Source organism: Mesorhizobium sp. PUT5 (assembly GCF_052216645.1).
Classification (GTDB): Bacteria; Pseudomonadota; Alphaproteobacteria; order Rhizobiales; family Rhizobiaceae; genus Mesorhizobium.
This window is the reverse complement of sequence record NZ_JBQOSO010000003.1, coordinates 1324406-1347046: the sequence shown is the minus strand read 5'-3', so window position 1 is coordinate 1347046 and position 22641 is coordinate 1324406. Positions and strand designations below refer to the sequence as shown.

The window sequence follows — 22641 nt, the reverse complement described above, 5'->3', positions numbered from 1 at the left end:
GCCTCAGCCGCCGAAGACGCGCTTGGGCTTGAACATGCCCTGCTCGATCGCGCCAATGGCCACCAGCCGGCCGCGCGCGGTGACGCAGGCTTCCTCCGCCTCTATCGGAGCGTCGCGGCCACGCACGACCACCGGATTGCCGAGACGGATGCGCGTGGCGGCATCGTCGTTGACGGCGACCTGCGGCAGGCATTCGAGGGCGGCGCCGGTATCGACCAGGAACGCATCGATCGCCTTGAAGCGTTCGGCGAACGGCATCGTCGGCGCCTCGTCGTCGGCCGGCCTGGGCGGCAGCGCCGCCTCCAGGTCCTCCAGCCTGACGAAATCCTCGGCCGTGAACGGATCGACCTCCGTGCGCCGAAGGCTGGCGACATGGCCGAAGCATTCGAGGTCGCGGCCCATGTCGCGGGCTATGCTGCGCACATAGGTGCCCTTGCCGCACTCGATCTCGAATTCCGTCTTGCCGGCATCGTGCGAGACGATGTCGAGACGGCCGATCTCGACCTCGCGGGCAGGGATGTCCACCGTCTCGCCTTCGCGAGCAAGGTCGTAGGCCCTCTCGCCGGCAATCTTGATGGCCGAGAACTGCGGCGGCGTCTGCATGATGACGCCGGTATATTTCGGCAGCAGCGCGCGCACCTCCTCCTCGGAGGGGCGCTTGTCGGAACTCTTCGTCACCGGGCCTTCCAGGTCGTCGGTCGAGCGCTCCTCGCCCCAGGCCACCGTGAAGCGGTAGACCTTGGCACCGTCCTGCACGTAGGGCACCGTCTTGGTGGCCTCGCCCAGGGCGATGGGCAGCATGCCCGACGCGAGCGGGTCCAGAGTGCCGGCATGGCCGGCCTTCTCGGCCTGGAACAGCCATTTGATCTTGGAGACTGCGTCGGTCGATCCCATGCCGACCGGCTTGTCCAGGATGAGCCAGCCGGAAATCGGCCGGCCTTTCTTCTTGCCGCGGCGCGCCACTATCTGCTGTCCTCGTCCTCTGTGCCGTCATCATGGCCAAGGTCGCGCGCGACTTCGGGCGAATGCAGCAATTCGTTGATCTTCTGGAAATTGTCGTAGCTGGTGTCCAGCCGGAAGCGGAATTCCGGCATGTATTTCATCTGGCTCAGCGCCGGCGACATGCGTCCGCGGATGAAGCGGGCATGACGGTTGAGCGCTGCCACCACCGCCGCATCGTCCTTCGCGCCAAGCGGGGCGACGAAGGCCGTGGCGATCTTGAGGTCCGGCGACATGCGCACCTCCGACACGGAGATCACCGTGGTCTCGATGAGGTCGTCGCGCACCTCGCCGCGCTGGAGCACGCTCGAGAGCGCATGGCGAACCTGCTCGCCGACGCGCAGCATGCGCTGGGAAGGTCCGGAATTCGGGGAACGGGACATGTTTCTCGATCCTGAAATCGTGCGGCGCGGGTTCGAACCGCACCGCATGTTCCACGGCTTACCGGGACGACCGGCCGGTCGCCCCGCAGTTATGGGTCAGGCGGGCGGGCCCTACAGCGTGCGCGTCACCATCTCGACGCGGAAGCACTCGATGACATCGCCCACCTGGATGTTCTCGTAGTTCTGGAAGGCCATGCCGCATTCCTGCCCGACGGGAACTTCCGGAACCTCGTCCTTGAAGCGCTTCAGGGTCTTGAGCGTGCCTTCGTGGATGACGACGTTGTCGCGGATCAGGCGCACGCCCGCACCGCGCTCCACCCTGCCCTCGGTGACGCGGCAGCCCGCGACCTTGCCGACCTTGGTGATGTGGAACACCTCCAGGATCTCGGCATTGCCCAGGAAGGTCTCGCGGCGTTCCGGCGACAGCATGCCCGACATAGCGTCCTTGATGTCGTCGATCAGGCTGTAGATCACGTTGTAGTAACGGATCTCGATGCCCGCCTGCTCCGCCGCATGGCGCGCCTGGGCGTTGGCACGCACGTTGAAGCCGATGATGACGGCGCCCGAGGTCTCGGCCAGCGATACGTCGGTTTCGGTGATGCCGCCGGCGCCCGAATGGACGATGCGCGCGCGCACCTCGTCGTTGCCGAGTTCCCCGAGCGCGACGTTGATCGCCTCGATCGAGCCCGACACGTCGCCCTTGATGACCAGCGGGAACTCCTTGAGCCCGGTGTTCTGCAACTGCGACATCATCTGTTCCAGCGAGCCGCGCTGGCCGGCATGCTTGGCGGCAGCCTTGTCGCGCGCCTTGCGCTGGCGGTACTCGGTGATCTCGCGGGCCCGGGCCTCGTTGTTGACGACGGCGAAGCGATCGCCTGCCCGCGGCGTGCCCTGCATGCCCAGGATCTCGACCGGCATCGCCGGGCCGGCTTCCGGCACCTGCTCGCCGCGGTCGTTGACCAGCGCGCGCACACGGCCCCATTCGCTGCCGGCCACCAGGATTTCCCCGGGCAGCAGCGTGCCGGTCTGCACCAGGACGGTGGCGACCGGGCCGCGGCCCTTGTCCAGTTGCGCCTCGATGACGACGCCTTCGGCCGTGCGGTCCGGATTGGCCTTGAGGTCGAGGATTTCGGCCTGCAGCAGGATCGCCTCCAGCAGCTTGTCGATGCCCTGGCCGGTCTTGGCCGACACCTCGACGTCGAGCACCTCGCCGCCCATCGATTCCACGAACACCTCGTGCTGCAGAAGCTGCGTGCGCACCTTCTGCGGATCGGCGCTCGGCTTGTCGACCTTGTTGATGGCAACGATGATCGGCACGCCGGCCGCCTTGGCGTGGCTGATGGACTCGATGGTCTGCGGCATCACGCTGTCGTCGGCAGCCACCACGAGCACGGCGATGTCGGTGGCCTGGGCGCCGCGGGCACGCATGGCGGTGAAGGCGGCGTGACCGGGCGTGTCGATGAAGGTGATCTTCTGGCCGTTCTGCTCCACCTGATAGGCGCCGATATGCTGGGTGATGCCGCCGGCCTCGCCGGACTGCACATTGGCGTGACGGATGGCGTCGAGCAGCGAGGTCTTGCCGTGGTCGACATGGCCCATGATGGTGACCACCGGCGGGCGCGTCACCAGGTCTTCAGCATTATCGGCGATGTCGAACAGCCCTTCCTCGATGTCGGATTCGGCGACCCGCTTGACGGTGTGGCCGAACTCGGTGGCCACCAATTCGGCCGTGTCGGCGTCGATGACGTCGCCCGGCTTCATGATCTGGCCCTGCTTCATGAAGAACTTCACCACGTCGACGGCGCGCTCGGACATGCGTTGCGCCAGTTCCTGGATGGTGATCGTCTCGGGAATCGTGACCTCGCGCACCACCTTCTCGCGCGGCTCCTGATGCATGGCGCGCTTGAACTTCTCCTGGCGGCGGCGCATGGCCGACAGCGAGCGCGCCCGGGCGTCGCCGTCCTCGGAGGACAGAGCGCTGTTCAGCGTCAGCTTGCCGCGACGGCGGTCGTCGTCGCCCTTGCCCTTGGCGGGACGGGCAACTTCCGGCGTCACGATGCGGCGCGGCGGCACCGGCGTGGCGGCGGCACGACCCGGACGCGGCTTGGACTGCGCGTCATCCTCGTCGGCGACCTGCTCGGCTGCCTGCGGCGCGCGGCGGCGGGCTTCCTCCTCGGCGCGGCGACGCGACTCGGCCTCGGCCTGGATGCGGGCTTCCTCCTCGGCCTGACGGCGCGCGGATTCCTCGCGCTCGCGCTTGCGGCGCTCCTCTTCCTCGGCGCGGCGCCTGGTTTCTTCCGCGGCGCGCTGCCGGTCCTCGGCCTCGCGGGCCTGCGACCCTTCGAGGGCGCGGCGCCGGGCTTCCATCTCTCCGCGCGACAATTCGTTCAGCACCATGCCGCCGCGTTCGGGCGCGGGAGGCGGGGCAGGACGGCGCGGCTCCGGGCGCGCGGCCGGGGCCGGCGCCGGCGCGGCAGCGGCGGGCGCAGCCGGACGGGGCGTGAAGACGGTTTGAGCCGTGGGCTCCGGCCGCTCGCCGGGCTTGACGAACTTGCGCTTTGTCTCGACCACGACCGACTTCGTGCGGCCATGCGAGAAGTTCTGGCGCACGGTGCTCTGCTCCACACCGGGGCGCTTCAGCGTCAGTGTCTTCTTCGGCGTCACGCTCAAAGTCTTGTCGTCACCCGATTTCGTATCGCTCATTCCACATCCTCTGCGGCGTCGTCTGCGCCGGCAACGGCCGCAAGCATTGCCAGATCGTCCGGGGAACCGCCCCGGTATCGGTCGAGCGCAACCATGCGCCTCAGGACCGCCTTGCCCGCGTCACCCGCGAGAACGGCAGCATGTATCACATTTGTGCCCCCCAATGCCAAACCCAATTCAGCTTCGGCAAAAAGTTTGTAGGCGGGAATGGCGGGCCCTCCCAGATGCACCGTGGCCCGGCGCGCCTGGGTTATCTTGCGCACCCCGTCCTCGGCACCCTCGAAGGCATGCAGCACCAGGATGGCCTTGCCCGAGCGCACGGCGGCCTCGACCTTGGCCGCGCCCATGGCCACCATGCCGGCCTTGCGCCCCAGGCCGAGCGACCCGAGGGCCGCTCTGGCCAGCAGGGCATCGACCATGGCACCGAGATCGGGAGGCACGGCCACCTGCCGCTTGAAGGCACGCGCAAAGTGCCCCTTGGCGGCGGCCTTGTCCACATATAGGCGCTGGGAGGTCACCCAGCAACCGCGGCCCGGCAGGTTTCGCTTGAGGTCCGGAACGACGGCCGAATCGGGGCCGACGACGAAACGGATCAGATCATCCGGTTCGGCAGTCTCTCTCGTGACGATGCAGGTCCGATCGTTCATGACGGGCGATGGCTCCGGCGGGGCTCACGTCACTCACCGACGGCGGCTTCAGCATGCCCGGCTTCGGCATGCGCGGCTTCGTCGGCTTCCGCTTCGGCGTCGGCTTCCTCCTCGGAGATCCAGCCGGCCCTGACGCGGGCGGCCAGCACCATCTGTTCGGCTTCGGCGCGCGAGACGCCATGCTCGGCCAACACGCCGGGAAACACCTTGGTCTCGCCGTCCTTGCGCTCCTTCCAGCCGACCAGGTCGTCCACCGCGTAGCCGGCGAAGTCCTCGACCGTCTTCACGCCATCCTGGCCCAGCGCCACCATCATGGCGGTGGTGACGCCGGGAATCTCGCGCAGCTCGTCCTGAACGCCGAGTTCCCTGCGCTTGGCGTCGTGCTCGGCCTCGATCTTCTCCAGATATTCGCGGGCGCGGGTCTGGATCTCCTCGGCGGTGTCCTCGTCGAAGCCGTCGATCGACGAAATCTCGCCGGGCTCGACATAGGCCACTTCCTCGACGCTGGTGAAACCTTCGGAGGCCAGCACCTGGCCGACCATCTCGTCCACGTCCAGCGCTTCCATGAACAGGTTGGAGCGCTCAACGAACTCCTTGTGGCGGCGCTCGCTCTCCTCCTGCTCGGTCAGGATGTCGATATCCCAGCCGGTGAGCTGCGAGGCCAGGCGCACGTTCTGGCCGCGGCGACCGATGGCCAGCGAAAGCTGGTCGTCAGGCACCACCACCTCGATGCGCTCGGCATCTTCGTCCAGGACCACCTTGGCGACTTCGGCCGGCTGCAAGGCATTGACGATGAAGGAGGCGGCCGAGGGCGACCACGGGATGATGTCGATCTTCTCGCCCTGCAACTCGCCCACCACGGCCTGCACGCGCGAACCGCGCATGCCCACGCAGGCGCCCACGGGGTCGATGGAGGAGTCGCGCGAGATCACGGCGATCTTGGCGCGCGAGCCCGGGTCGCGGGCCACCGACTTGATCTCGATGATGCCGTCGTAGATTTCCGGCACCTCCATCGTGAACAGCTTGGCCATGAACTGCGGATGGGTGCGCGACAGGAAGATCTGCGGGCCGCGCTGCTCGCGGCGCACGTCGTAGACATAGGCGCGCACGCGGTCGCCATACTTGTAGTTCTCGCGCGGGATCAGCTCGTCGCGGCGGATGATGGCCTCGCCGCGGCCGAGGTTGACGATGACGTTGCCGTATTCGACACGCTTGACCGTGCCGTTGACGATCTCGCCGATGCGGTCCTTGTATTCGTCAAACTGGCGGTCGCGCTCGGCCTCGCGCACTTTCTGAACGATGACCTGCTTGGCGGACTGGGCTGCGATCCGGCCGAAATCCATCGGCGGAAGCTGCTCGGCGATGAAGTCGCCGACCTGCGCGTCGGGATTGCGCTCGCGGGCGGAGGACAGCGCGATCTGCGTGGCATAGTCCTCGACGGTCTCGACCACCTCCATCAGCCGCTGCAGCTTCATCTCGCCGGTGTTCGGGTTGATGTCGGCGCGGATGTTGGTCTCCTGGCCGTAGCGCGAGCGCGCCGCCTTCTGGATGGCGTCGGCCATGGCGGCGATGACGATCGACTTGTCGATCGACTTCTCGCGCGCGACCGCATCGGCGATCTGCAAGAGTTCGAGCCTGTTGGCGCTTACAACCATTTTAGTCTCCCTGAACGGAACCGCCGCCTCGCGGCAATCGTCCGATCAATCTTCAGCTTCGTTTTCGTCTGCTTCGTCTTCGGCTTCCACGCCGTCATCTTCGGCGCGACGCTTCTTCGCTTCCTTGCGAGCCCTGTTGTCCTTCGACAGCGCGTCGCGGATGAGATCGTCGGTGAGGATCAGCCGCGCCTCGGCGATGGCGTCGTAAGGCACCCGCACCGTCGGCTCCTCGCCATAGGCGGCCTGGTCGCGCTGGATCAGCACGCCATCGGCGTCGGCCTCGGCGATCCGGCCCTTGAAGCGCTTGCGCTCGGCCACCAGCGTGCTGGTCTCCATCTTCACCAGATGCCCGACCCAGTCGGAGAAGTCCGACCTGCGCACCAGCGGCCGGTCGATGCCGGGAGACGACACTTCCAGATGATAGGCCTTCTCGATCGGATCGTCGACATCCAGCGCCGGCGAGATCGCGCGGCTGACCTCCTCGCAATCCTCGACGGTCATGGTGCCGTCCTCGCGCTCGGCCATGATCTGCAGCGTCAGCCCGTTCTGCCCGGACAGCCGCACGCGCACCAGCCGGAAACCCATGCCCTTGAGCACGGGCTGCACGATCATGGCGATGCGCGCATCGATGCCGCTCTCGCGGATGATGCGATCGTCGCCGTCCGTCCCGCCCAAGCTCGTCGTCATGCGCTTACCGTCGCTCGCCGTCTGCGGCCGGCTGGAAACAAAAAAGAGCGGGACCGGATGGACCCACTCTTCGTCATGCCGACCAAGAATTTGCAAGCTACATAAACCAGTGGCCCATGGTTTTCAAGTGCCGCGCCGCGATCCGGCTTCACGATTGGCAATCGGCGACCTGCGCCCGCCGCATGGCTGCCCTGCCCCCACCCCGCTGGCAGCGGGACGGCGGGATCCTTATCTATGGTGCAGCGCAACATACGGAGAGGTATACCATGTCCAGCCGCGACCAGTCTTCCCGGCTTTACAGGGCGTTTCAACTTTTTGCCGATGCGGCCGCAGTCTCCGCCGCAGTGGATGCGCGCCGCCAGCCGCCTGCCGGCGCGCTGACCAGGCTCGGCATCGACCCTGAAGCCTTCGGCCGCATCCGCCGGTTCTGAGCCGGCGGCGCCCGTCAGTCCTCGTCGGCGGCGAGTTGCGCCAACACCTTGCCGCGGCCGCGTGCCCGCAGCACCAGGGGCACGATCACGGCGGCTGCCGCAAGCAGCAGCAGCACGATGCAAATCGGCGAATTCACCAGCACCGTCGGGTCGCCCTGGCTGATGGCGAGCGCGCGGCGCAATTGCTGCTCTGCGAGCGGCCCGAGAATCAGGCCCACCACCACCGGCGCGATCGGGTAGCCGAACAGCCGCAACAGGTAGCCCAGCACGCCGAAGGCCAGCAGCATGCCCAGTTCGAACACCGATGGGTTGGCGCCGATGGTGCCGAGCGTGGCGAAGACCAGGATGCCGGCATAGAGCCATGGCTGCGGAATGGAAAGCAGCCGTACCCAAAGGCCGATCAGCGGCAGGTTGAGCACCAGCAGCATGAAATTGGCCACCAGCAGGCTAGCGATCAGGCCCCAGACGAGCGAGGAATTGTTGGTGAACAACAGCGGCCCCGGCTGCAGGCCGAACTGCTGGAAGCCGGCCAGCATGATGGCCGCGGTCGCCGTGGTCGGCAGGCCGAGGGTCAGCAGAGGCACCAGCGTGCCGGCGGCCGAGGCGTTGTTGGCGGCCTCCGGCCCCGCCACGCCCTCGATGGCGCCGTGGCCAAACTCCTCCGGCTTGGAGGCAAGCTGCCTTTCCACCGAATAGGACAGGAAGGTGCCGATCTCGGCCCCGCCGGCAGGCATGGCGCCGATGGGGAAGCCGATCGCCGTGCCGCGCAGCCACGGCTTCCACGAACGGGCCCAGTCTTCCCTGTTCATCCACACCGAGCCCCTGACCGGCTCGATGCGTTCCCCGCCGCCGCTTCGGGAAGCGGCCACGTTCAGCGTCTCGCCGATGGCGAACAGGGCCACCGCCAGCGTGGTCACCTCGATGCCGTCGAGCAGGTCGGGAATGCCGAACACGAGCCGTGCCTGGCCGGTCTGCAGGTCGATGCCGATCAGGCCCAGCGCCAGCCCGATGAACAGCGCGGTCAGGCCGCGCAGCGTCGAATCGCCGAAGGCCGCCGAAACGGTCATGAAGGCCAGCACCATCAGCGCGAAATATTCGGCCGGCCCGAAGGAGAGCGCGAATTTCACGATCCAGGGGGCGATCAGCGCCAGTCCCATCGTGGCGATCAGGCCGGCGACGAAGGAGCCGATCGCCGAGGTCGCCAGCGCCGGGCCGCCCCTGCCCTTGCGCGCCATCTTGTTGCCTTCCAGCGCGGTGACGATGGAAGCGCTTTCCCCCGGCGTGTTGAGCAGGATGGAGGTGGTGGACCCGCCATACATGCCGCCATAGTAGATGCCGGCGAACATGATGAGGGAGCCGGCGGGATCGAGCTTGTAGGTGACCGGCAGCAGCAGCGCCACGGTCAGCGCCGGGCCGATGCCGGGCAGCACGCCGACCGCGGTGCCGAGCGTGACGCCGATCAGCGCATAGATCAGATTGGCCGGCTCCAGCGCGACAAGGAAACCGTGTGCCAGAAGGGCGAATGTTTCCATGCCCTTACCCTTTCGCGATTACACCAGTCGCTCCAGCGGCCCCGCCGGCAGCGACAATTGCAGGCCCTTGGCGAAGATCACCCACAGGACGAAGGACAGCACGATGCCGACTGGCACGGTCAGCCACAGCGGCCCGCGCCCGAAGCCGCGCGCGGTGGCCGCGAACAGCAGCCCCGTGGCGATGGAGAAGCCGGCCGCATGCAGCAGCAGCATCTGCGCGGCGAGCCCGCCGACGATCCATACGACGGGTCCGACCTTCTGCGGCTCGCGCTCGGGAAAGTCGCCGCGCAGCGCCGCAAAGGCGGTCCAGACGGCCAGGGCGAACAGCACCGCCGCGATCGCATAGGGGAACGCGGTGGGGCCGACGCGCGAATAGGCGCCGGCGCCGCCCATGCTGGCGGTGCTCCAGGCGATGACGACCGCCACCGCGGCCAGCGCGGCCGCGATGACCAGCGCCGGCCGGTCGGGGCCGCGCCGGGCCGGCGACGGGCCGTCCGCGCTCACTTGATCAGCCCGACATCTTTCAGGATGCTGGTGGTGGAAGAGACGTCCTCGGCGAGTTGCGCCTTGAAATCGTCGCCGGCCAGATAGGTGTCGGCCCAGCCCTTTGCGGAGAGCGCATCCTGCCACGACTTCGACTTCACCATCTTTTCGATGTCGGCGCCGATGGCCGCCTTCTGCTCGTCGCTGATGCCGGGCGCGGCCGCGATCATGCGCCAGTTCTGGATCGCCACGTCGACACCGCCTTCCTTGAAGGTCGGCGCGTCGATGTCGGCGACACGCTCCTCGCTGGAGATGCCGATCATGCGCAACTGACCCGCCTTGATCTGCGATTCGAACTCGCCATAGCCGGAAATGCCCACGGTGACCTGGCCGCCGAGGATGGCCGCCAGCGCCTCGCCGCCGCCGGCAAAGGCGATGTAGTTGACCTTGGTCGGATCGACGCCGACCGCCTTGGCGATCAGCCCGGCGGTGATGTGATCGGTGCCGCCGGCCGAGCCGCCGCCCCAGGAGACCGAGCCGGGATCGGCCTTGAGCTTCTCCACCAGCCCGGCCATGTCCTTGATGTCGGAGGCGGCGGGCACGACCAGCGCCTCGTATTCGCCGGTGAGACGGGCGATCGGCGTCACCTGGTCGAGGGTCACCGGCGAAGCGTTGGTGAGGATGGCCCCCACCATGACGTAACCGCCGACGATGAGCTGGGACGCATCGCCCTTGGCCTGGTTGACGAACTGCGCAAGGCCGATCGTGCCGCCGGCGCCCGGCACGTTGTTGACCTGCACATTGTCGGCGATCTTCTCGTCCTGCAGCACGGTCTGCATGGTGCGCGCCGTCTGATCCCAGCCGCCGCCGGGTGCGGCAGGCGCCATGATCTTGTATTCGGCGGCAAAGGCGTTGCCAGCCGCCAGCATGGCGACAGCGGCGACGGTGAACAGCAGCTTGCGCATCGAGTTTTTCCTCCTCCGGTACAATCTTTCCTCGCCTGCGGATGCAGGCGGTGCGCGGCGTTCTGACACGCCGTCATTCTTCCGCGGCGCCTCGGGAAAACCGGGCGCGCGGTCAAACCACAGATAAGCGTTGGCTGCGACAGCTTGTCAACCGCGCCCGCTGGCATTGCACAAAAGGCGTCCGCCGGCCGGCCGGTCAGGATCTCGCGAAGGAAAGATAGGCCGGGCGGCGGCCTTCGCGCACGGCCTTGGCCTCATAGCGGGTGCCGGGCCAGCCTTCATAGGGCCGATGCCAGTCGTCCGCCTGTCCGGCCTGCCATTCGAAGGCGCCGTGGGCACGGCAATGCAGCAGGGTCCAGTTGATGTAGCTGTCGATGTCGGACGCGAACCGGAAGCGGCCGCCGCGCTTCAGCGCACGCGCGAAGCGGTCGAGATTGGCCTGACCGACGAAGCGCCGCTTCCAGTGCCGCTTCTTGGGCCACGGATCGGGATAGAGCAGGTCGATGCCGGCAAGCGAGGCCGGCGGCAGCCAGTCCAGCAGGCGCACGGCATCGTCGTCATAGACGCGCAGGTTGGGGAGCGGCCTGTCGGCCAGCGCTTTCATCAGCTTGGCCATGCCGTTGACGAAGGGCTCAACGCCGATGAAGCCGACATCGGGATGCGCGGCCGCTTCATGCAGGAGATGCTCGCCGCCGCCGAAGCCGATTTCGAGCCGTACCTGCGAGACCTGCGCCGGGAACAGTCCGGCCAGATCGGCTGGCGGCGCGACAGAGAGGTCGACGCCATAACGGGCAAGGCCCGCCTCCAGCGCCGCCGCCTGCTGCGGGCGTATCGTCTTGCCGTGCCGCCGGCCGAAGAAAGCCTCGCTCGACCGGCTGCGCCTCGTCTCGGATGTCATGACCCTTTGCCGTCAGGCGGCCAGCGCCTCTCTGCGCGAGACCGCATCCCTGATCGCCTTGACCAGGTCGGTCCTCTCCCAGGAGAAGGAACCGTCGCGGCCCGGCTTGCGGCCGAAATGGCCGTAGGCGGTGGTCTTGGCATAGATCGGGCGGTTGAGGTCGAGATGCCGGCGGATGCCGCTGGGCGAAAGGTCCATCACCTCGCGCAGGGCTTCCTCCAGCGTGGCCGCGTTGACCTTGCCGGTGCCGTGCAGGTCGACATAGACCGACAGCGGCTGGGCCACGCCGATGGCATAGGAAAGCTGGATGGTGCAACGGTCAGCGAGCTTGGCCGCCACCACGTTCTTGGCCAGATAGCGCGCCGCATAGGCGGCCGAGCGGTCGACCTTCGTGGTGTCCTTGCCGGAGAAGGCGCCGCCGCCGTGCGGGGCCGCGCCGCCATAGGTGTCGACGATGATCTTGCGGCCGGTCAGGCCGGCGTCGCCGTCCGGGCCGCCGATGACGAACTTGCCGGTGGGGTTGACGTACCAGTTGCAGTCAGGCGCGATTTCGAGATCGCCCAGCGCCTCGCGGATATAGGGCTCGACCACCTGGCGCACCTTCTTCGAATCCCAGCTTTCGTCGAGATGCTGGGTGGAAAGCACGATCTGGGTGACTTCCGCGGCCTTGCCGTCGACATAGCGCACGGTGACCTGGCTCTTGGCGTCGGGACCGAGCTTGGCGACCTCGCCCTCGCCCTTGTGGCGGGCGGCGGCCAGAAGCTCGAGGATCTTGTGACTGTAGTAGATCGGCGCCGGCATCAGGTCCGGCGTCTCGCGGCAGGCATAGCCGAACATGATGCCCTGGTCGCCCGCGCCTTCCTCGCCCTGGCGGTCGGCGGCGTTGTCGACCCCCTGGCCGATGTCGGGCGACTGGCCGTGCAGCAGCACGTCGATCCTGACCGTCTTCCAGTGGAAGCCTTGCTGTTCGTAGCCGATCTCGCGAATCGCCTTGCGCGCCACGGAGCGGAACTTGGACGGGTTGACGACGGGATGGCCGCTCGCGTCCTTGACGACGTTGCCGTCCTTGTCCTTCTTCAGCAGCGTTTCCGGAACGCGGACCTCGCCGGCGATGATGACGCGGTTGGTGGTGGCCAGCGTCTCGCAGGCGACACGCACCTTCCAGGGGTCCATGCCGGTCTTGCGCGCCTCGCGGTAGACGAGGTCGACGATCTCGTCGGAAATGCGGTCGCAGACCTTGTCGGGATGGCCCTCGGAAACGGACTCCGAAGTGAAGAGATAGTTATGCCGCGTCACGGGTGTCCCCTCTTGAAAGCGATCGGCCACCGGCCGATCCTGGCGCGAAACGTGTAGCCATGCGGCGCCACTCTCGTCAAGCCGGGCGCCCGGACGCCGGGTTCAAATCCCGGCCGGCCCGGAAAGATTCTTCTTCCGCACCGCCCGCACACGGCAAGTGCTGCCCGGGGACATCGGCCTCGGCGCAACGGGCCGCCCGGGCCCCAAGGCCGCGCAGGAAGGAAATTCTTTCAACCTGCTCCCTCGTCGGAAAGGGATTTCACCAGGTCGATGATGCGGCGGCGCACCTTGGGGTCCGCGATCCTGACGAAGGCGCGGTTGAGCTGCACCCCCTCGGTCGTGGAGCAGAATTCGGCGGCATAGGCCATGGAACTGTCCTCGGCGAAGCCGCGGTTCGCGGACGCTTCCTGGCCCGGCGCGTCCTCGAAGAAGAAGGCCACCGGAACGCCCAAGATGGAGGCGATGGCCTGCAGGCGGCTGGCGCCTACCCTGTTGGTTCCCTTCTCGTATTTCTGGATCTGCTGGAACGTTATGCCAAGGCTCTCGCCCAATTTTTCCTGGCTCATGCCGAGCATGTTGCGTCGAAGGCGGATGCGGCTCCCAACGTGCGTGTCGATCGGATTCGGTTTCTTCTTGTTGTCTTCAGCCATGTTTTCCTCGCCGAATTGTTCCGGCTTTTCTGCTTTTTTTGGGCTCGAACGAAAGGCGACGGCCACTAATCGTGCGAATGGCCGCCGTCCCACCCCCGTATCAAGCGGCTAGAATATGAATTTCTAATATATGGGCTGTCAATTCGCCCGCAGCCTCGTTGTGGCGATCGCGATCAGCGACGTTGCGACGAGAAGGATAATGACGACAAAGCCGTTGGTGGTTCGTTGACCGGCCGAAACGGTGTCCTGCCTCCAGATCGGCAAACGCACATCGATCACCCCCCTCGCGTTGATCGCCAAGGCATCGACAACCCGCCCGCGTGGGTCGACCACCGCGGATATGCCGTTGTTGGCCACCCGCAGCAGCGGCAGTCCATTTTCCGCAGCGCGGACCTGCGCCTGCCGAAAATGCTGATACGGGCCCGGCGTGTCGCCGAACCATGCGTCGTTCGTGACGTTCACAATAAGCTCACTTGACGCTACGTCAACTCCCACCAATTGGGGAAAGATGACTTCATAACAGATGAACAGCGCAGCCTGGATACTACCCGGAATTGTTATCGGATGGCGACTGCTACCCGCTGAAAGCGACATAGGGCCGGCGACGAACTGGTCGATGCCGAGGCGCGAAAACAGGTCATCGAAAGGCAGATACTCGCCGAAGGGAACCAGATGCACCTTGTCGACGGCATCGACGATCTCGCCCTGATCGTTGATGGCAACGACGGAATTGTAGTAGCGGGCGTCTCCGCCGGCGGTCGCCGGCCCCTCCTCGCGGATGGCGCCGGCAAGCAGCATCTGGCCGTCGGTGAGCATGTCGCCGATGGCCGTCAGCGCGTCCGGCCGCTCCGTGAACAGGAACGGCACCGCCGTTTCCGGCCACAGGATGAGTTGCGGCTTCTCATGCCCCTTTTGCGGCGGCTCGGAGGACATCGCCAGCATGGTGGCGAAGATGCGGTCGCGCACCGAGGCGTCCCATTTCTCAGACAGGTCCACCGAGGGCTGGACGATGCGCAGGTCGAGGTGGCGCGATGCCGGCGGCTCCGGCGCGGCGAGCCGGACATAGCCGAAGCCGAGGTCGGCCGCCACAAGCAACGCGGCAAGAGCCGCGCCGGCCCATATGTGCCGGCGTCCGGCCAGCAGGGCGGGCATGGCGAAAACGAAGACGGCCAGCGCGTTCATGCCGTTCATGCCGATCACGGAAACGGCCTGCATCATCAGCGGCACCGGCATGGCGGCGTAGCCGATCGCGTTCCAGGGGAAGCCTGTGAACAGGAAGCCGCGCAGCCACTCGGCAAGCGCGAAACCGAAGGCGGTGGCGGCGATGCGGCCGATGCCGTCGCTCCACATCAGCCGCGCGACCGCGGTGGCGAAGCCATAGAAGAAGGCCAGCACCAGGGGAATGCCCACGATCGCCAGCGGCATCGCCCAGGCGAAGCTGTCGGCCTCGACCAGCAGCGCGCCGCCGATCCACCACAGGCCGGCCAGGAAATAGCCGAAGCCGAACCACCAGCCCACCGCAAAGGCCGGTTTCAGCCGTCCGAGCGGCCCGGCACCGGCCTCGCCGGCGGCGCCGTCGAGCAGCAGGACCAGCACGGGAAAGGAAAGGAAGCAGGCGGCGAAGAAGTCGTAGGGAGCCTGCCCCAAAACGGCCAGCGCGCCGGCCAGGAAGGCAACCAGCGCGCGGCGCCAACCCCACAGTAGAATTATCCGGCCGGCAAGGCGCTGCATGAAACCGTCCGATCAACGCGAATCGACGGCAAACGTATCAGCCCCGAGTCCACGCGCCAAATGCACTCGCACATCAAGCGTCACCGTTATGCGCATCGAGAAAGAAGGCGCGCGTTCCCTCATCGGCCGGGTAGAAGCATTCCAGCGCGATTTCCGCCAAGGTGACGTCCGTGGCGGTGCCGAAAACGGTGGTGGTCGACAAGAGCGACAGCGGGACGCCGGAAGAAGGATCGCGTAGCCGCAGCGGCACTGCCACCGGGCTCGGCGCTCTTGGCGGCGTCCTGCCTGCGCGAAATGGCAGCGCGGCCAGTTCCGAATGAAGCGCGGCCAGCCGCGCATCGCCGGAGGCTTCCACCTGCAGCCGCAGGCGCTCCAGCAGATGATGACGCCATTCGCCGAGATTGTCGATGCGCGGCGCGAGTCCGTCGGGATGCAGACTCAGCCGCAGCACGTTCACCGGCGGCACCAGCAGCGCCGCCGAAACCCCTTCCAGCAGGGCCGCGACCGCCTCGTTGGCGGCGATCAACTCCCAATGCGCATTCACCGCCAGGGCGGGGAACGGCGCATGGCCGGCGAGGACGGCGTCCAGCACCGCGCGCACACCGCTCATGTCGGGAGCATCGAGCGAAAGTTCCCCATGGGCGGGCGCGAACCCGCCGGCCAGAAGCAGCCGGTTGCGCGCGCGAAGCGGCATGCCGAGTTGTTCGGCCAGCCGCACCAGCATCTCGCGGCTTGCGCTGGCTCGTCCCGTTTCGACAAAGGAAAGGTGGCGCGTCGAGACACCCGCTTCCCCGGCGAGATCGAGTTGACTGTAGCGACGTCTCTGGCGCCACGCGCGCAGAAGGTCGCCAACGGATTCGGCAGTCGTCGTCATGGCCGGAACTGTACCGCGCAAAAATCCCGATGGCATTACCTCACAGGTAATCGAACCGGCGCAGCAGAGCCGGCATGGTCAAGCGGTACCTCAACAAGGAGAACCTTCATGACGCATCCGTCACCTCTGGCAATCGCCGAAACCTATCTCGCCGCCTGGAACGAGGCGGACGACACCAGACGCAAGGCCGCCATCGCCGGCAACTGGTCCGCCTCGGCGCGCTATGCCGACCCGCTCATGTCGGGCGAAGGGCGCGACGGCATCGCCGCCATGATCTCCGGGGCGCGTGCCCAATTTCCAGGCCACAGCTTCGCCCTGCGCGGTACGCCGGACGGCCACGGTGCGTGGGTCCGCTTTTCCTGGGATCTCGCGCCGGAAAACGGCAAGGCGGTCGCCGGCGGCACCGACATGGTCAGGCTGGATGGGGCCGGCCGCATCGAAAGCGTGATCGGTTTCCTGGACTTCGCTCCGTCAGCCTGACGAATTGGCGATGGGACCGCGGCAGGCGCGGTCCCCATTGCCTAGGCCTGCTCCGCGCGGGTGGCCGCGCGGCGGCGGCCGGCCTTCTGGCTTTCCACGATGCGCACGCGTTTGACGCGGCGCGGGTCGGCGTCGAGCACATGGAACTCGAAACCGGGAATGGCCTGCACCACCTCGCCGCGCGCGGGAACGCGGCCCAGCGTGTTGAAGATCATGCCGCCGATGGTGTCGACGGATTCGCCGTGCTCGCCGGCGGCGAAGTCCTCGCCGATCATCTTGGCCACGTCGTCGATCTCGGCCTTGCCGTCGACCACGAACACGCCGTCGCCGGTGCGGGTGATCATGGGCTCGTCGTCGTCGTGCTCGTCCTCGATGTCGCCGACCACCATCTCCACGATGTCCTCCAGCGACACCAGCCCGTCGGTGCCGCCATATTCGTCGATGACCAGCGCCATCTGTGTGCGGGTGGCCTGCATGCGGCCCATCAGGTCGGAAGCCAGCATGGAAGGCGGCACGAACAGCACCGGGCGGATGAGGTCGAGTTCGCCGATGGTGCGCGAAAGATCGACGCGGGTCAGGTCGAGCACGGCCGCGGCCGGCGCCTTGCGCGTGGCGCGGCCCTTCTTGACGCGGGCGACGCGATTGATGTGGGCCAGCACGTCGCGGATGTGGACCATGCCGCGCGGGTCGTCCAGCGTCTCGGCATAGACCGGCATGCGCGAATGGCCGGAGGATTCGAACACGCCCAGCAGATCGGCCAGCTTGGTGCCGATCTCCACCGCCTGGATGTCGGCGCGCGGCACCATCACGTCCTCGACGCGCACCTCACGCAGCCTCAGGATGTTGTTGAGCATGGCGCGCTCGCCCGGCGAGAAGGAACCGGCGCCGCCTTCCGTCTCGGCCAGCGCGTCGACGATCTCCTCGCGCAGGCTGGTGCCGTTGCGGTGCCGGAACAGGCCGAGCACGCGTCCGAACAGGGAGGGTCCGGCGGAAGACGGCTCGGGCGCCGCCGCGCCGGACTGGGTACTCGAACTCGGGTCTTCTTCAGGCTTCGCGGAAGCCTTTGGCATGCTGCCGGCGTCCGTATGGGCGGCAGACTCTGGTTTCTCGGTCATCTCGGTCCGGTTGGTTTCTGACGGTTAGTTACGCATAGGGATCGGGAATGGCAAGCCTGGCCAGCGCGGCGCGCTCGAGCGCCTCCATTTCCTCCGCCTGCGGATCGGTCTCGTGGTCGTGGCCGAGCAGGTGCAACAGGCCATGCACCACCAGATGGATGATATGGTTCTCGACGGGCTTGCCTTCCAGTGCCGCCTCGCGCGTCACGGTCTCGGCGGCCAGCACGATGTCGCCCAGCATGGGCGGAAGCGCCTCGCTCCGCGCGACCGCAAATGCCGGAAAGGACAGGACATTCGTCGGCTTGTCCTTGTCGCGCCAGTCCGCGTTCAGCTTTCGGATCGCGGCGTCGTCGCAAAAGACCACGCTCAGTTCCGAGCGGCCGCCATGGAAGGCCCCGACCTCGGCGAAGACGGCGGCGGCGGCACGGTCGACCAGCTCGGCCAGCCTTTCCTGCGGCGGCCATTCGCCCGCCTCGACAGAAAGGTCGATGTCGAGCGGGGCGGCAAGAAGTATTTGCCCGTTTGTCATCGGCGACGTTTCAGACAGCGGTCGTCATCCTTCCACGCCCAGCCCGCGGGCCACCTTGCCGTCGCGGTCGTAGGCCTTGACAATCTCGGCCACCAGCGGATGGCGCACCACGTCGCCGTCGTTGAAGCGCACGGTGACGACGCCGGGCACCCCGTCCAGTATGCGCAGCGCCTCCACCAGGCCGGAGCGCGTGTTGGGCGGCAGGTCGATCTGGGTCGGGTCGCCGGTGACGATCATGCGCGAATTCTCGCCGAGCCGGGTCAGGAACATTTTCATCTGCATGGGCGTGGTATTCTGCGCCTCGTCCAGGATGACGGCGGCGTGCGCCAGCGTGCGCCCGCGCATGAAGGCCAGCGGCGCGATCTCGATGACGCCGGCGCCGATGGCACGCTCGACCTTGTCGCCCGGCATCATGTCGTAGAGCGCGTCATAGAGCGGGCGCAGATAGGGATCGACCTTCTCCTTCATGTCGCCGGGCAGGAAGCCCAGCCGTTCGCCCGCTTCGACCGCCGGACGCGACAGGATGATGCGTTCCACCATGCCGCGCTCCAGAAGCATGGCGGCATGCGCCACCGCCAGATAGGTCTTGCCGGTGCCGGCCGGGCCGATGCCGAAGACAAGCTCGGAGCGCTCCAAGGCGCGCATATAAGCGTCCTGATTGAGGGAGCGCGCGTAGATGGTCTTCTTGCGGGTGGAGATCTGTGCGGCCGCCACGCGGCCCTTGCGCTCCAGCGTCGGCAAGGTGAGCTGGTCGTCGGCGGCCACCGCCATGCGGATGGCGCCGTCCACGTCGGACTGGCCGATGTCCGCCCCTTTCTGGAGAATGTCGTAGAGGCTGTCCAGCGCCCGGCGCGCCTGCTCGGCCGCGCCCGGATCGCCCTTGATGGTCAACTGGTTGCCGCGCGAGCGAATATCGACGCCGAGCTTCTGCTCCAGCCGCGCCAAGTTCTCGTCGAACTGGCCGTAAAGGGCGCTGGCCAGCTTGTTGTTGTCGAAGGTCAGTACGATATGCGCCATGTCCGAGGCCCCGGAGGGGGCGGTGATCTTCAGATCGGCAGCGCTCAAGCGTCTCTCCTTTCGGGTGCCGGCCTCATGCCGGCTCCGCAAACAGGCTGTTCTGGCCGGTACCTGTGATTCGCACCTCGATAATCTCACCGATTCCGCCGGCCTTTTCATCAACAATCACAGGCTGCAGCCAGGGCGATCGCCCGACCCGCTGGCCGGCCCGGCGGCCTGGCTTCTCGATCAGCGTCGACATCGTCCTGCCGGCCATTGAAACCGTGAAAGCGTGCTGTTGTTCCACGATCAGCGCCTGCAGCCGCTGAAGGCGCTCGTCCTTGACCGCTTCTTCGACATGGCCGTCCATCTCGGCTCCCGGCGTGCCCGGGCGCGGCGAATATTTGAAGGAGAAGGCCGAGGCGTAGCCCACCTGGCGCACCATCTCCATCGTCGCCTCGAAATCGGCGTCGGTCTCGCCCGGGAAGCCGACGATGAAGTCGCCCGACATGGCGATGTCGGCGCGCGCGGCGCGGATGCGTTCGATGAGCCGCAGATAGTCGGCCGCCTTGTGGCGGCGGTTCATGGCCTTGAGGATGCGGTCGGAGCCGGACTGCACCGGCAGGTGCAGATAGGGCATCAGCGACGGCAGGTCGCGATGGGCCTCGATCAGCTCGTCGTCCATGTCGCGCGGATGGCTGGTGGTGTAGCGCAGCCGCGCCAGGCCGGGAATTTCCGCCAGCCGGAACAGCAGCCGGCCAAGCCCCCATTCGCTGCCGTCGGGGCCCTCGCCGTGCCAGGCGTTGACGTTCTGGCCGAGCAGGGTGACCTCGCGCACACCGGCCTCGGCCAGCCGCTCGGCCTCCGCCACGATCTGCGCGACGGAACGCGACACTTCCGAGCCGCGCGTATAGGGCACCACGCAGAAGGTGCAGAACTTGTCGCAGCCTTCCTGCACGGTGAGGAAGGCGGTGAAGCCGCGCCTTGCCACCTGCGCCGCCTTCTGGGCGGGCAGATGCGCGAACTTGTCCTCGATGGCGTAGTCGGTCTCGACCACCTTGCCGCCGCCGCGCACCCGGGCCAGCACGTCCGGCAGGCGGTGGTAGGTCTGCGGACCGACCACAAGGTCGACCGCCGGCGCGCGGCGGATGATCTCGCGCCCCTCGGCCTGCGCCACGCAGCCGGTGACGCCGATGACCGTTTCGCGTCCGGCCTCGGCGCGCGCGGCCTTGAGATCGCGGATGCGGCCAAGCTCGGAATAGACCTTCTCGGCCGCCTTCTCGCGGATGTGGCAGGTGTTGAGCAGGACGAGGTCGGCTTCCTCGATCACCTGCGTGGGCGCATAGCCTTCCTGCGCCAGCGCATCGGTCATGCGCTGGGAATCATAGACGTTCATCTGGCAGCCATAGGTCTTGACGAAGACCTTCTTGTCCCCGCCAGCCCTCGCGCCGCCGTCCTGCACTGTCGTTTCAGCTTCCATGGAGCGGCTTCTAGACCCTTTCGGCGACAAAAAACAGACGGTTTTGCCTCCACCGCCGGTCAGGCGCTGGGCCGCGGGTCGGCGAGCGCGGCCCGCATCATGCCGGCGACCTGCCGTTCCACCAGCCGCGCGGTCTCCTTGCGGTTGGACGACGCCGAAAAGGCGACCGGCTCGCCGAAATGCACCTCCACGTCCATGGCGCCCTCCGCCAGCAGCTCCATAAGGTGCGGCCCCAGGTCCTGGTCGCCGATCCAGGCCGCGTGCGGGCGATGCCGGCGCCCCATCGGTACGCCGTGCAGCCGGGTATAGGCGATCGCGACGGGCTGGATGAACACCTCTTCGCCCGCGCCTTCGGAAATGGCCATGGAGGCCGCGCCGAACAGCGTGCTCTTGAACGGCAGCACCACGTTCCCGTCGCCGGTCGTACCCTCGGCGAAAAGCACCATGGCGTCGCCCCTGCCCAGCCGGCTGGCGATCTCTCCGGCCTGGCTGCCGGCGGTGCGCCTGCGATTGCGCTGGATGAAGACGGTGCGTTGGAGCTTGGAAAGCCAGCCTATCAGCGGCCAGCCCTCCATGTCGGCCCGGGCGATGAAGTTCACGTCCGCCAGCGATCCCAGCACGACGATGTCGGTCCACGATATGTGGTTGGAGGCGATCAGGAGCGGACGCCGTGCCGCCAGCGCGCCATGCACATGGACCCGGAGGCCCAGCGCCCGCACGATGCTGCGGTGCCACAGGCGCGGCATCACCGTCTCGCGCAGCAGGCCGGTCTTCAGCGACAGAAGCTGGAGCGGCACGACGAGCGCGGTGCTTGCGACGACGAGGGCTAATGCCAGCGCAATCCTGATTTTGCCGATCATCCGCGCCCCGATGCTGTCCCGCGTTCCGGCTAGCGAAGATCGCGGCGCATGACAAGCGCGCCGGTTGAGCCGTGCTCGGGCGAGCGGTAGTAGTTCGGCCGCTTGCCGACCTCGCGGAAGCCGAGCCGGCGATAGAGCGCGATGGCGGGGGCGTTGGTCTCGTCCACCTCCAGGAACAGCGCCTCGGCGCGCTGGCCGTACAGCTCGCGCAGCACCGCATCCATCAGCCTCCAGCCGAGGCCGCGGCGGCGATGCGCGCGCGCCACGGCAATGGTCAGGATCTCGCCTTCGCCGGCGGCAAGGCGGGCCAGCACGAAGCCGACCGGAGGCGCCACGCCCCTGCCGACCTCGCGCGCGGCAAAGCCGAACACCGTGTCCTGGTCGAGCAGGGCGGTGAACTCGCCCTCCGCCCACGGCCGCACGAAATCTTCCTGGTGAAGCGCGGAAAGGGCCGCGCCGTCCTCCGCGGCGAGCGGGGAAAGCGCATAATCCTTGCGGCGGGGTTTCAGGAAAGGAACGCGCATATCCGCCACCCCATCTTTCCGACGCGCCGGCAGGCCGCCGTCAAGGCACGGCCCTCGGCAGCACGAATCCCGCCTGCGGCTTGGCGTCCGCCTCGCGCAGATAGACCGGCTTCGGCCTGCCCCCGCCGCCCTTTGCCGCCGCCAGCCGCGCATAGGTTGCGATGTCGGCGGTGGCGGCGGAGGCGCCGATGTCGAAGTTCGCGCCCGCCGCCTCGGATATCAAGGCCGCGGCGGTGCCGGCCAGAACGGCCAATGTCTCGTTCGCCATGGCGATCGCCTGTTCCAGGGTCATCACGGCGGGACCATAGCGCACTTGCCGGCCCTGGTCGTAGAGAGCGGCGTGGATCTCTGCGCGGCCGGCATCGAGCGCGGCAAGCACGGCGCGGCCTGGAAACGTCCCTGCCGCCTCGGCCGCCAGCGCTTCGAGCGTGGTCACGCCGATGGCGGGGATTTTCAGCGCCAGCGAAAGCCCGCGCGCCGTCGAGACGGCGACGCGGACGCCCGTGAACGAGCCCGGCCCGGTGGAGACGGCGATTGCGCCGAGGTCGGCATAGGTCTTGCCCGCCCGTTGCAGGGCCTGGGCGATCACGTCCATCAGATGCTCGGCATGGCCCTTGCCGAGGTCGAGCACCGAGCGGCCGAGGTCCCTGCCGGCCAGCGCGTCATAGACGCAGGCCGCGCACAGATTGGCCGAGCAGTCGATGGCGAGGAGGATCACCGCGA

At 67.4% G+C, this 22641-nt stretch carries 23 protein-coding genes; 2 read left to right on the top strand and 21 right to left on the bottom strand.

Annotated elements, in window-relative coordinates; translation table 11 throughout:
- Positions 1-3 precede the first annotated feature (3 nt).
- From truB to rimP, 6 genes are all read right to left on the bottom strand, one after another.
- Positions 4-963: a tRNA pseudouridine(55) synthase TruB gene (gene truB, locus ACTDI4_RS08005; protein ID WP_442840645.1), complete on the bottom strand. Its 960-nt coding sequence runs from the start codon at positions 961-963 to the stop codon at positions 4-6.
- A complete protein-coding gene (rbfA, locus tag ACTDI4_RS08000; protein WP_442840644.1) occupies positions 963-1382 on the bottom strand; it encodes a 30S ribosome-binding factor RbfA in 420 nt (139 codons plus the stop codon). Before rbfA ends, truB begins: the two co-directional genes overlap by 1 nt.
- Positions 1383-1493: 111 nt before the next feature.
- A complete protein-coding gene (gene infB, locus ACTDI4_RS07995; RefSeq protein ID WP_442840643.1) occupies positions 1494-4085 on the bottom strand; it encodes a translation initiation factor IF-2 in 2592 nt (863 codons plus the stop codon).
- On the bottom strand, positions 4082-4732 hold the full coding sequence (locus ACTDI4_RS07990; RefSeq protein ID WP_442840642.1) for an RNA-binding protein: 651 nt from the start codon (positions 4730-4732) through the stop codon (positions 4082-4084). Before ACTDI4_RS07990 ends, infB begins: the two co-directional genes overlap by 4 nt.
- A gap of 29 nt (positions 4733-4761) precedes the next feature.
- A complete protein-coding gene (gene nusA, locus ACTDI4_RS07985) occupies positions 4762-6387 on the bottom strand; it encodes a transcription termination factor NusA (RefSeq protein ID WP_442840641.1) in 1626 nt (541 codons plus the stop codon).
- A gap of 45 nt (positions 6388-6432) precedes the next feature.
- Positions 6433-7074: a ribosome maturation factor RimP gene (gene rimP / locus ACTDI4_RS07980; RefSeq protein WP_442840640.1), complete on the bottom strand. Its 642-nt coding sequence runs from the start codon at positions 7072-7074 to the stop codon at positions 6433-6435.
- A 266-nt stretch (positions 7075-7340) separates the two neighbouring features.
- Between rimP and ACTDI4_RS07975 the strand changes: the two genes are divergently transcribed.
- Positions 7341-7505, top strand: coding sequence for a hypothetical protein (locus tag ACTDI4_RS07975; protein ID WP_442840639.1), 165 nt, complete (start codon positions 7341-7343; stop codon positions 7503-7505).
- A 14-nt stretch (positions 7506-7519) separates the two neighbouring features.
- On the opposite strand, the gene ACTDI4_RS07970 is transcribed toward ACTDI4_RS07975, so the two are convergent.
- From ACTDI4_RS07970 to ACTDI4_RS07935, 8 genes are all read right to left on the bottom strand, one after another.
- Positions 7520-9037: a tripartite tricarboxylate transporter permease gene (locus ACTDI4_RS07970; protein WP_442840638.1), complete on the bottom strand. Its 1518-nt coding sequence runs from the start codon at positions 9035-9037 to the stop codon at positions 7520-7522.
- Positions 9038-9055: 18 nt separating this feature from the next.
- Positions 9056-9541, bottom strand: coding sequence for a tripartite tricarboxylate transporter TctB family protein (locus tag ACTDI4_RS07965; RefSeq protein ID WP_442840637.1), 486 nt, complete (start codon positions 9539-9541; stop codon positions 9056-9058).
- Complete coding sequence (locus tag ACTDI4_RS07960; protein WP_442840636.1) at positions 9538-10485, bottom strand: Bug family tripartite tricarboxylate transporter substrate binding protein; 948 nt, start codon at positions 10483-10485, stop codon at positions 9538-9540. Before ACTDI4_RS07960 ends, ACTDI4_RS07965 begins: the two co-directional genes overlap by 4 nt.
- A 196-nt stretch (positions 10486-10681) precedes the next feature.
- The gene (gene trmB, locus ACTDI4_RS07955; protein WP_442840635.1) at positions 10682-11383 is read right to left on the bottom strand and encodes a tRNA (guanine(46)-N(7))-methyltransferase TrmB; all 702 of its coding nucleotides are present in this window, start codon (positions 11381-11383) and stop codon (positions 10682-10684) included.
- 12 nt (positions 11384-11395) lie between these two features.
- Entirely contained in the window at positions 11396-12679 is a 1284-nt protein-coding gene (gene metK / locus ACTDI4_RS07950) for a methionine adenosyltransferase (protein ID WP_442840634.1), read from the bottom strand.
- Between the two features lie 230 nt (positions 12680-12909).
- Positions 12910-13329, bottom strand: coding sequence for a helix-turn-helix domain-containing protein (locus tag ACTDI4_RS07945; RefSeq protein WP_442840633.1), 420 nt, complete (start codon positions 13327-13329; stop codon positions 12910-12912).
- Positions 13330-13467: 138 nt separating this feature from the next.
- Entirely contained in the window at positions 13468-15060 is a 1593-nt protein-coding gene (gene lnt, locus ACTDI4_RS07940) for an apolipoprotein N-acyltransferase (RefSeq protein ID WP_442840632.1), read from the bottom strand.
- A gap of 73 nt (positions 15061-15133) precedes the next feature.
- Positions 15134-15934: a helix-turn-helix domain-containing protein gene (locus ACTDI4_RS07935; protein ID WP_442840631.1), complete on the bottom strand. Its 801-nt coding sequence runs from the start codon at positions 15932-15934 to the stop codon at positions 15134-15136.
- 108 nt (positions 15935-16042) lie between these two features.
- Between ACTDI4_RS07935 and ACTDI4_RS07930 the strand changes: the two genes are divergently transcribed.
- On the top strand, positions 16043-16414 hold the full coding sequence (locus ACTDI4_RS07930) for a nuclear transport factor 2 family protein (protein WP_442840630.1): 372 nt from the start codon (positions 16043-16045) through the stop codon (positions 16412-16414).
- Positions 16415-16455: 41 nt separating this feature from the next.
- Here ACTDI4_RS07930 and ACTDI4_RS07925 read toward each other — a convergent pair whose 3' ends face one another.
- From ACTDI4_RS07925 to tsaB, 7 genes are all read right to left on the bottom strand, one after another.
- Positions 16456-17529: a hemolysin family protein gene (locus ACTDI4_RS07925; RefSeq protein ID WP_442840629.1), complete on the bottom strand. Its 1074-nt coding sequence runs from the start codon at positions 17527-17529 to the stop codon at positions 16456-16458.
- A 28-nt stretch (positions 17530-17557) separates the two neighbouring features.
- On the bottom strand, positions 17558-18058 hold the full coding sequence (gene ybeY, locus ACTDI4_RS07920; protein WP_442840628.1) for an rRNA maturation RNase YbeY: 501 nt from the start codon (positions 18056-18058) through the stop codon (positions 17558-17560).
- Positions 18059-18082: 24 nt separating this feature from the next.
- A complete protein-coding gene (locus tag ACTDI4_RS07915; protein ID WP_442843296.1) occupies positions 18083-19075 on the bottom strand; it encodes a PhoH family protein in 993 nt (330 codons plus the stop codon).
- A gap of 73 nt (positions 19076-19148) precedes the next feature.
- Positions 19149-20534, bottom strand: a complete 1386-nt coding sequence (miaB, locus tag ACTDI4_RS07910; protein WP_442840627.1) for a tRNA (N6-isopentenyl adenosine(37)-C2)-methylthiotransferase MiaB — start codon at positions 20532-20534, stop codon at positions 19149-19151.
- A gap of 59 nt (positions 20535-20593) precedes the next feature.
- Positions 20594-21394, bottom strand: coding sequence for a lysophospholipid acyltransferase family protein (locus ACTDI4_RS07905; protein ID WP_442840626.1), 801 nt, complete (start codon positions 21392-21394; stop codon positions 20594-20596).
- Between the two features lie 29 nt (positions 21395-21423).
- Positions 21424-21918 carry a ribosomal protein S18-alanine N-acetyltransferase gene (gene rimI, locus ACTDI4_RS07900; RefSeq protein WP_442840625.1) on the bottom strand — a complete coding sequence of 165 codons (495 nt, stop codon included), beginning with the start codon at positions 21916-21918 and terminating at the stop codon, positions 21424-21426.
- Positions 21919-21958: 40 nt separating this feature from the next.
- On the bottom strand, positions 21959-22636 hold the full coding sequence (gene tsaB, locus ACTDI4_RS07895) for a tRNA (adenosine(37)-N6)-threonylcarbamoyltransferase complex dimerization subunit type 1 TsaB (protein WP_442840624.1): 678 nt from the start codon (positions 22634-22636) through the stop codon (positions 21959-21961).
- Positions 22637-22641: the final 5 nt, after the last annotated feature.

Excerpts from the sequence above, each read along its gene's own strand:
- rbfA (WP_442840644.1), bottom strand. The coding sequence starts at position 1,382 with ATGTCCCGTTCCCCGAATTCCGGACCTTCCCAGCGCATGCTGCGCGTC.
- infB (WP_442840643.1), bottom strand. The coding sequence starts at position 4,085 with ATGAGCGATACGAAATCGGGTGACGACAAGACTTTGAGCGTGACGCCG.
- ACTDI4_RS07990 (WP_442840642.1), bottom strand. The coding sequence starts at position 4,732 with ATGAACGATCGGACCTGCATCGTCACGAGAGAGACTGCCGAACCGGAT.
- nusA (WP_442840641.1), bottom strand. The coding sequence starts at position 6,387 with ATGGTTGTAAGCGCCAACAGGCTCGAACTCTTGCAGATCGCCGATGCG.
- rimP (WP_442840640.1), bottom strand. The coding sequence starts at position 7,074 with ATGACGACGAGCTTGGGCGGGACGGACGGCGACGATCGCATCATCCGC.
- ACTDI4_RS07975 (WP_442840639.1), top strand. The coding sequence starts at position 7,341 with ATGTCCAGCCGCGACCAGTCTTCCCGGCTTTACAGGGCGTTTCAACTT.
- ACTDI4_RS07970 (WP_442840638.1), bottom strand. The coding sequence starts at position 9,037 with ATGGAAACATTCGCCCTTCTGGCACACGGTTTCCTTGTCGCGCTGGAG.
- ACTDI4_RS07960 (WP_442840636.1), bottom strand. The coding sequence starts at position 10,485 with ATGCGCAAGCTGCTGTTCACCGTCGCCGCTGTCGCCATGCTGGCGGCT.
- trmB (WP_442840635.1), bottom strand. The coding sequence starts at position 11,383 with ATGACATCCGAGACGAGGCGCAGCCGGTCGAGCGAGGCTTTCTTCGGC.
- ACTDI4_RS07945 (WP_442840633.1), bottom strand. The coding sequence starts at position 13,329 with ATGGCTGAAGACAACAAGAAGAAACCGAATCCGATCGACACGCACGTT.
- lnt (WP_442840632.1), bottom strand. The coding sequence starts at position 15,060 with ATGCAGCGCCTTGCCGGCCGGATAATTCTACTGTGGGGTTGGCGCCGC.
- ACTDI4_RS07935 (WP_442840631.1), bottom strand. The coding sequence starts at position 15,934 with ATGACGACGACTGCCGAATCCGTTGGCGACCTTCTGCGCGCGTGGCGC.
- ACTDI4_RS07930 (WP_442840630.1), top strand. The coding sequence starts at position 16,043 with ATGACGCATCCGTCACCTCTGGCAATCGCCGAAACCTATCTCGCCGCC.
- ACTDI4_RS07925 (WP_442840629.1), bottom strand. The coding sequence starts at position 17,529 with ATGACCGAGAAACCAGAGTCTGCCGCCCATACGGACGCCGGCAGCATG.
- ybeY (WP_442840628.1), bottom strand. The coding sequence starts at position 18,058 with ATGACAAACGGGCAAATACTTCTTGCCGCCCCGCTCGACATCGACCTT.
- ACTDI4_RS07915 (WP_442843296.1), bottom strand. The coding sequence starts at position 19,075 with ATGGCGCATATCGTACTGACCTTCGACAACAACAAGCTGGCCAGCGCC.
- miaB (WP_442840627.1), bottom strand. The coding sequence starts at position 20,534 with ATGGAAGCTGAAACGACAGTGCAGGACGGCGGCGCGAGGGCTGGCGGG.
- ACTDI4_RS07905 (WP_442840626.1), bottom strand. The coding sequence starts at position 21,394 with ATGATCGGCAAAATCAGGATTGCGCTGGCATTAGCCCTCGTCGTCGCA.
- rimI (WP_442840625.1), bottom strand. The coding sequence starts at position 21,918 with ATGCGCGTTCCTTTCCTGAAACCCCGCCGCAAGGATTATGCGCTTTCC.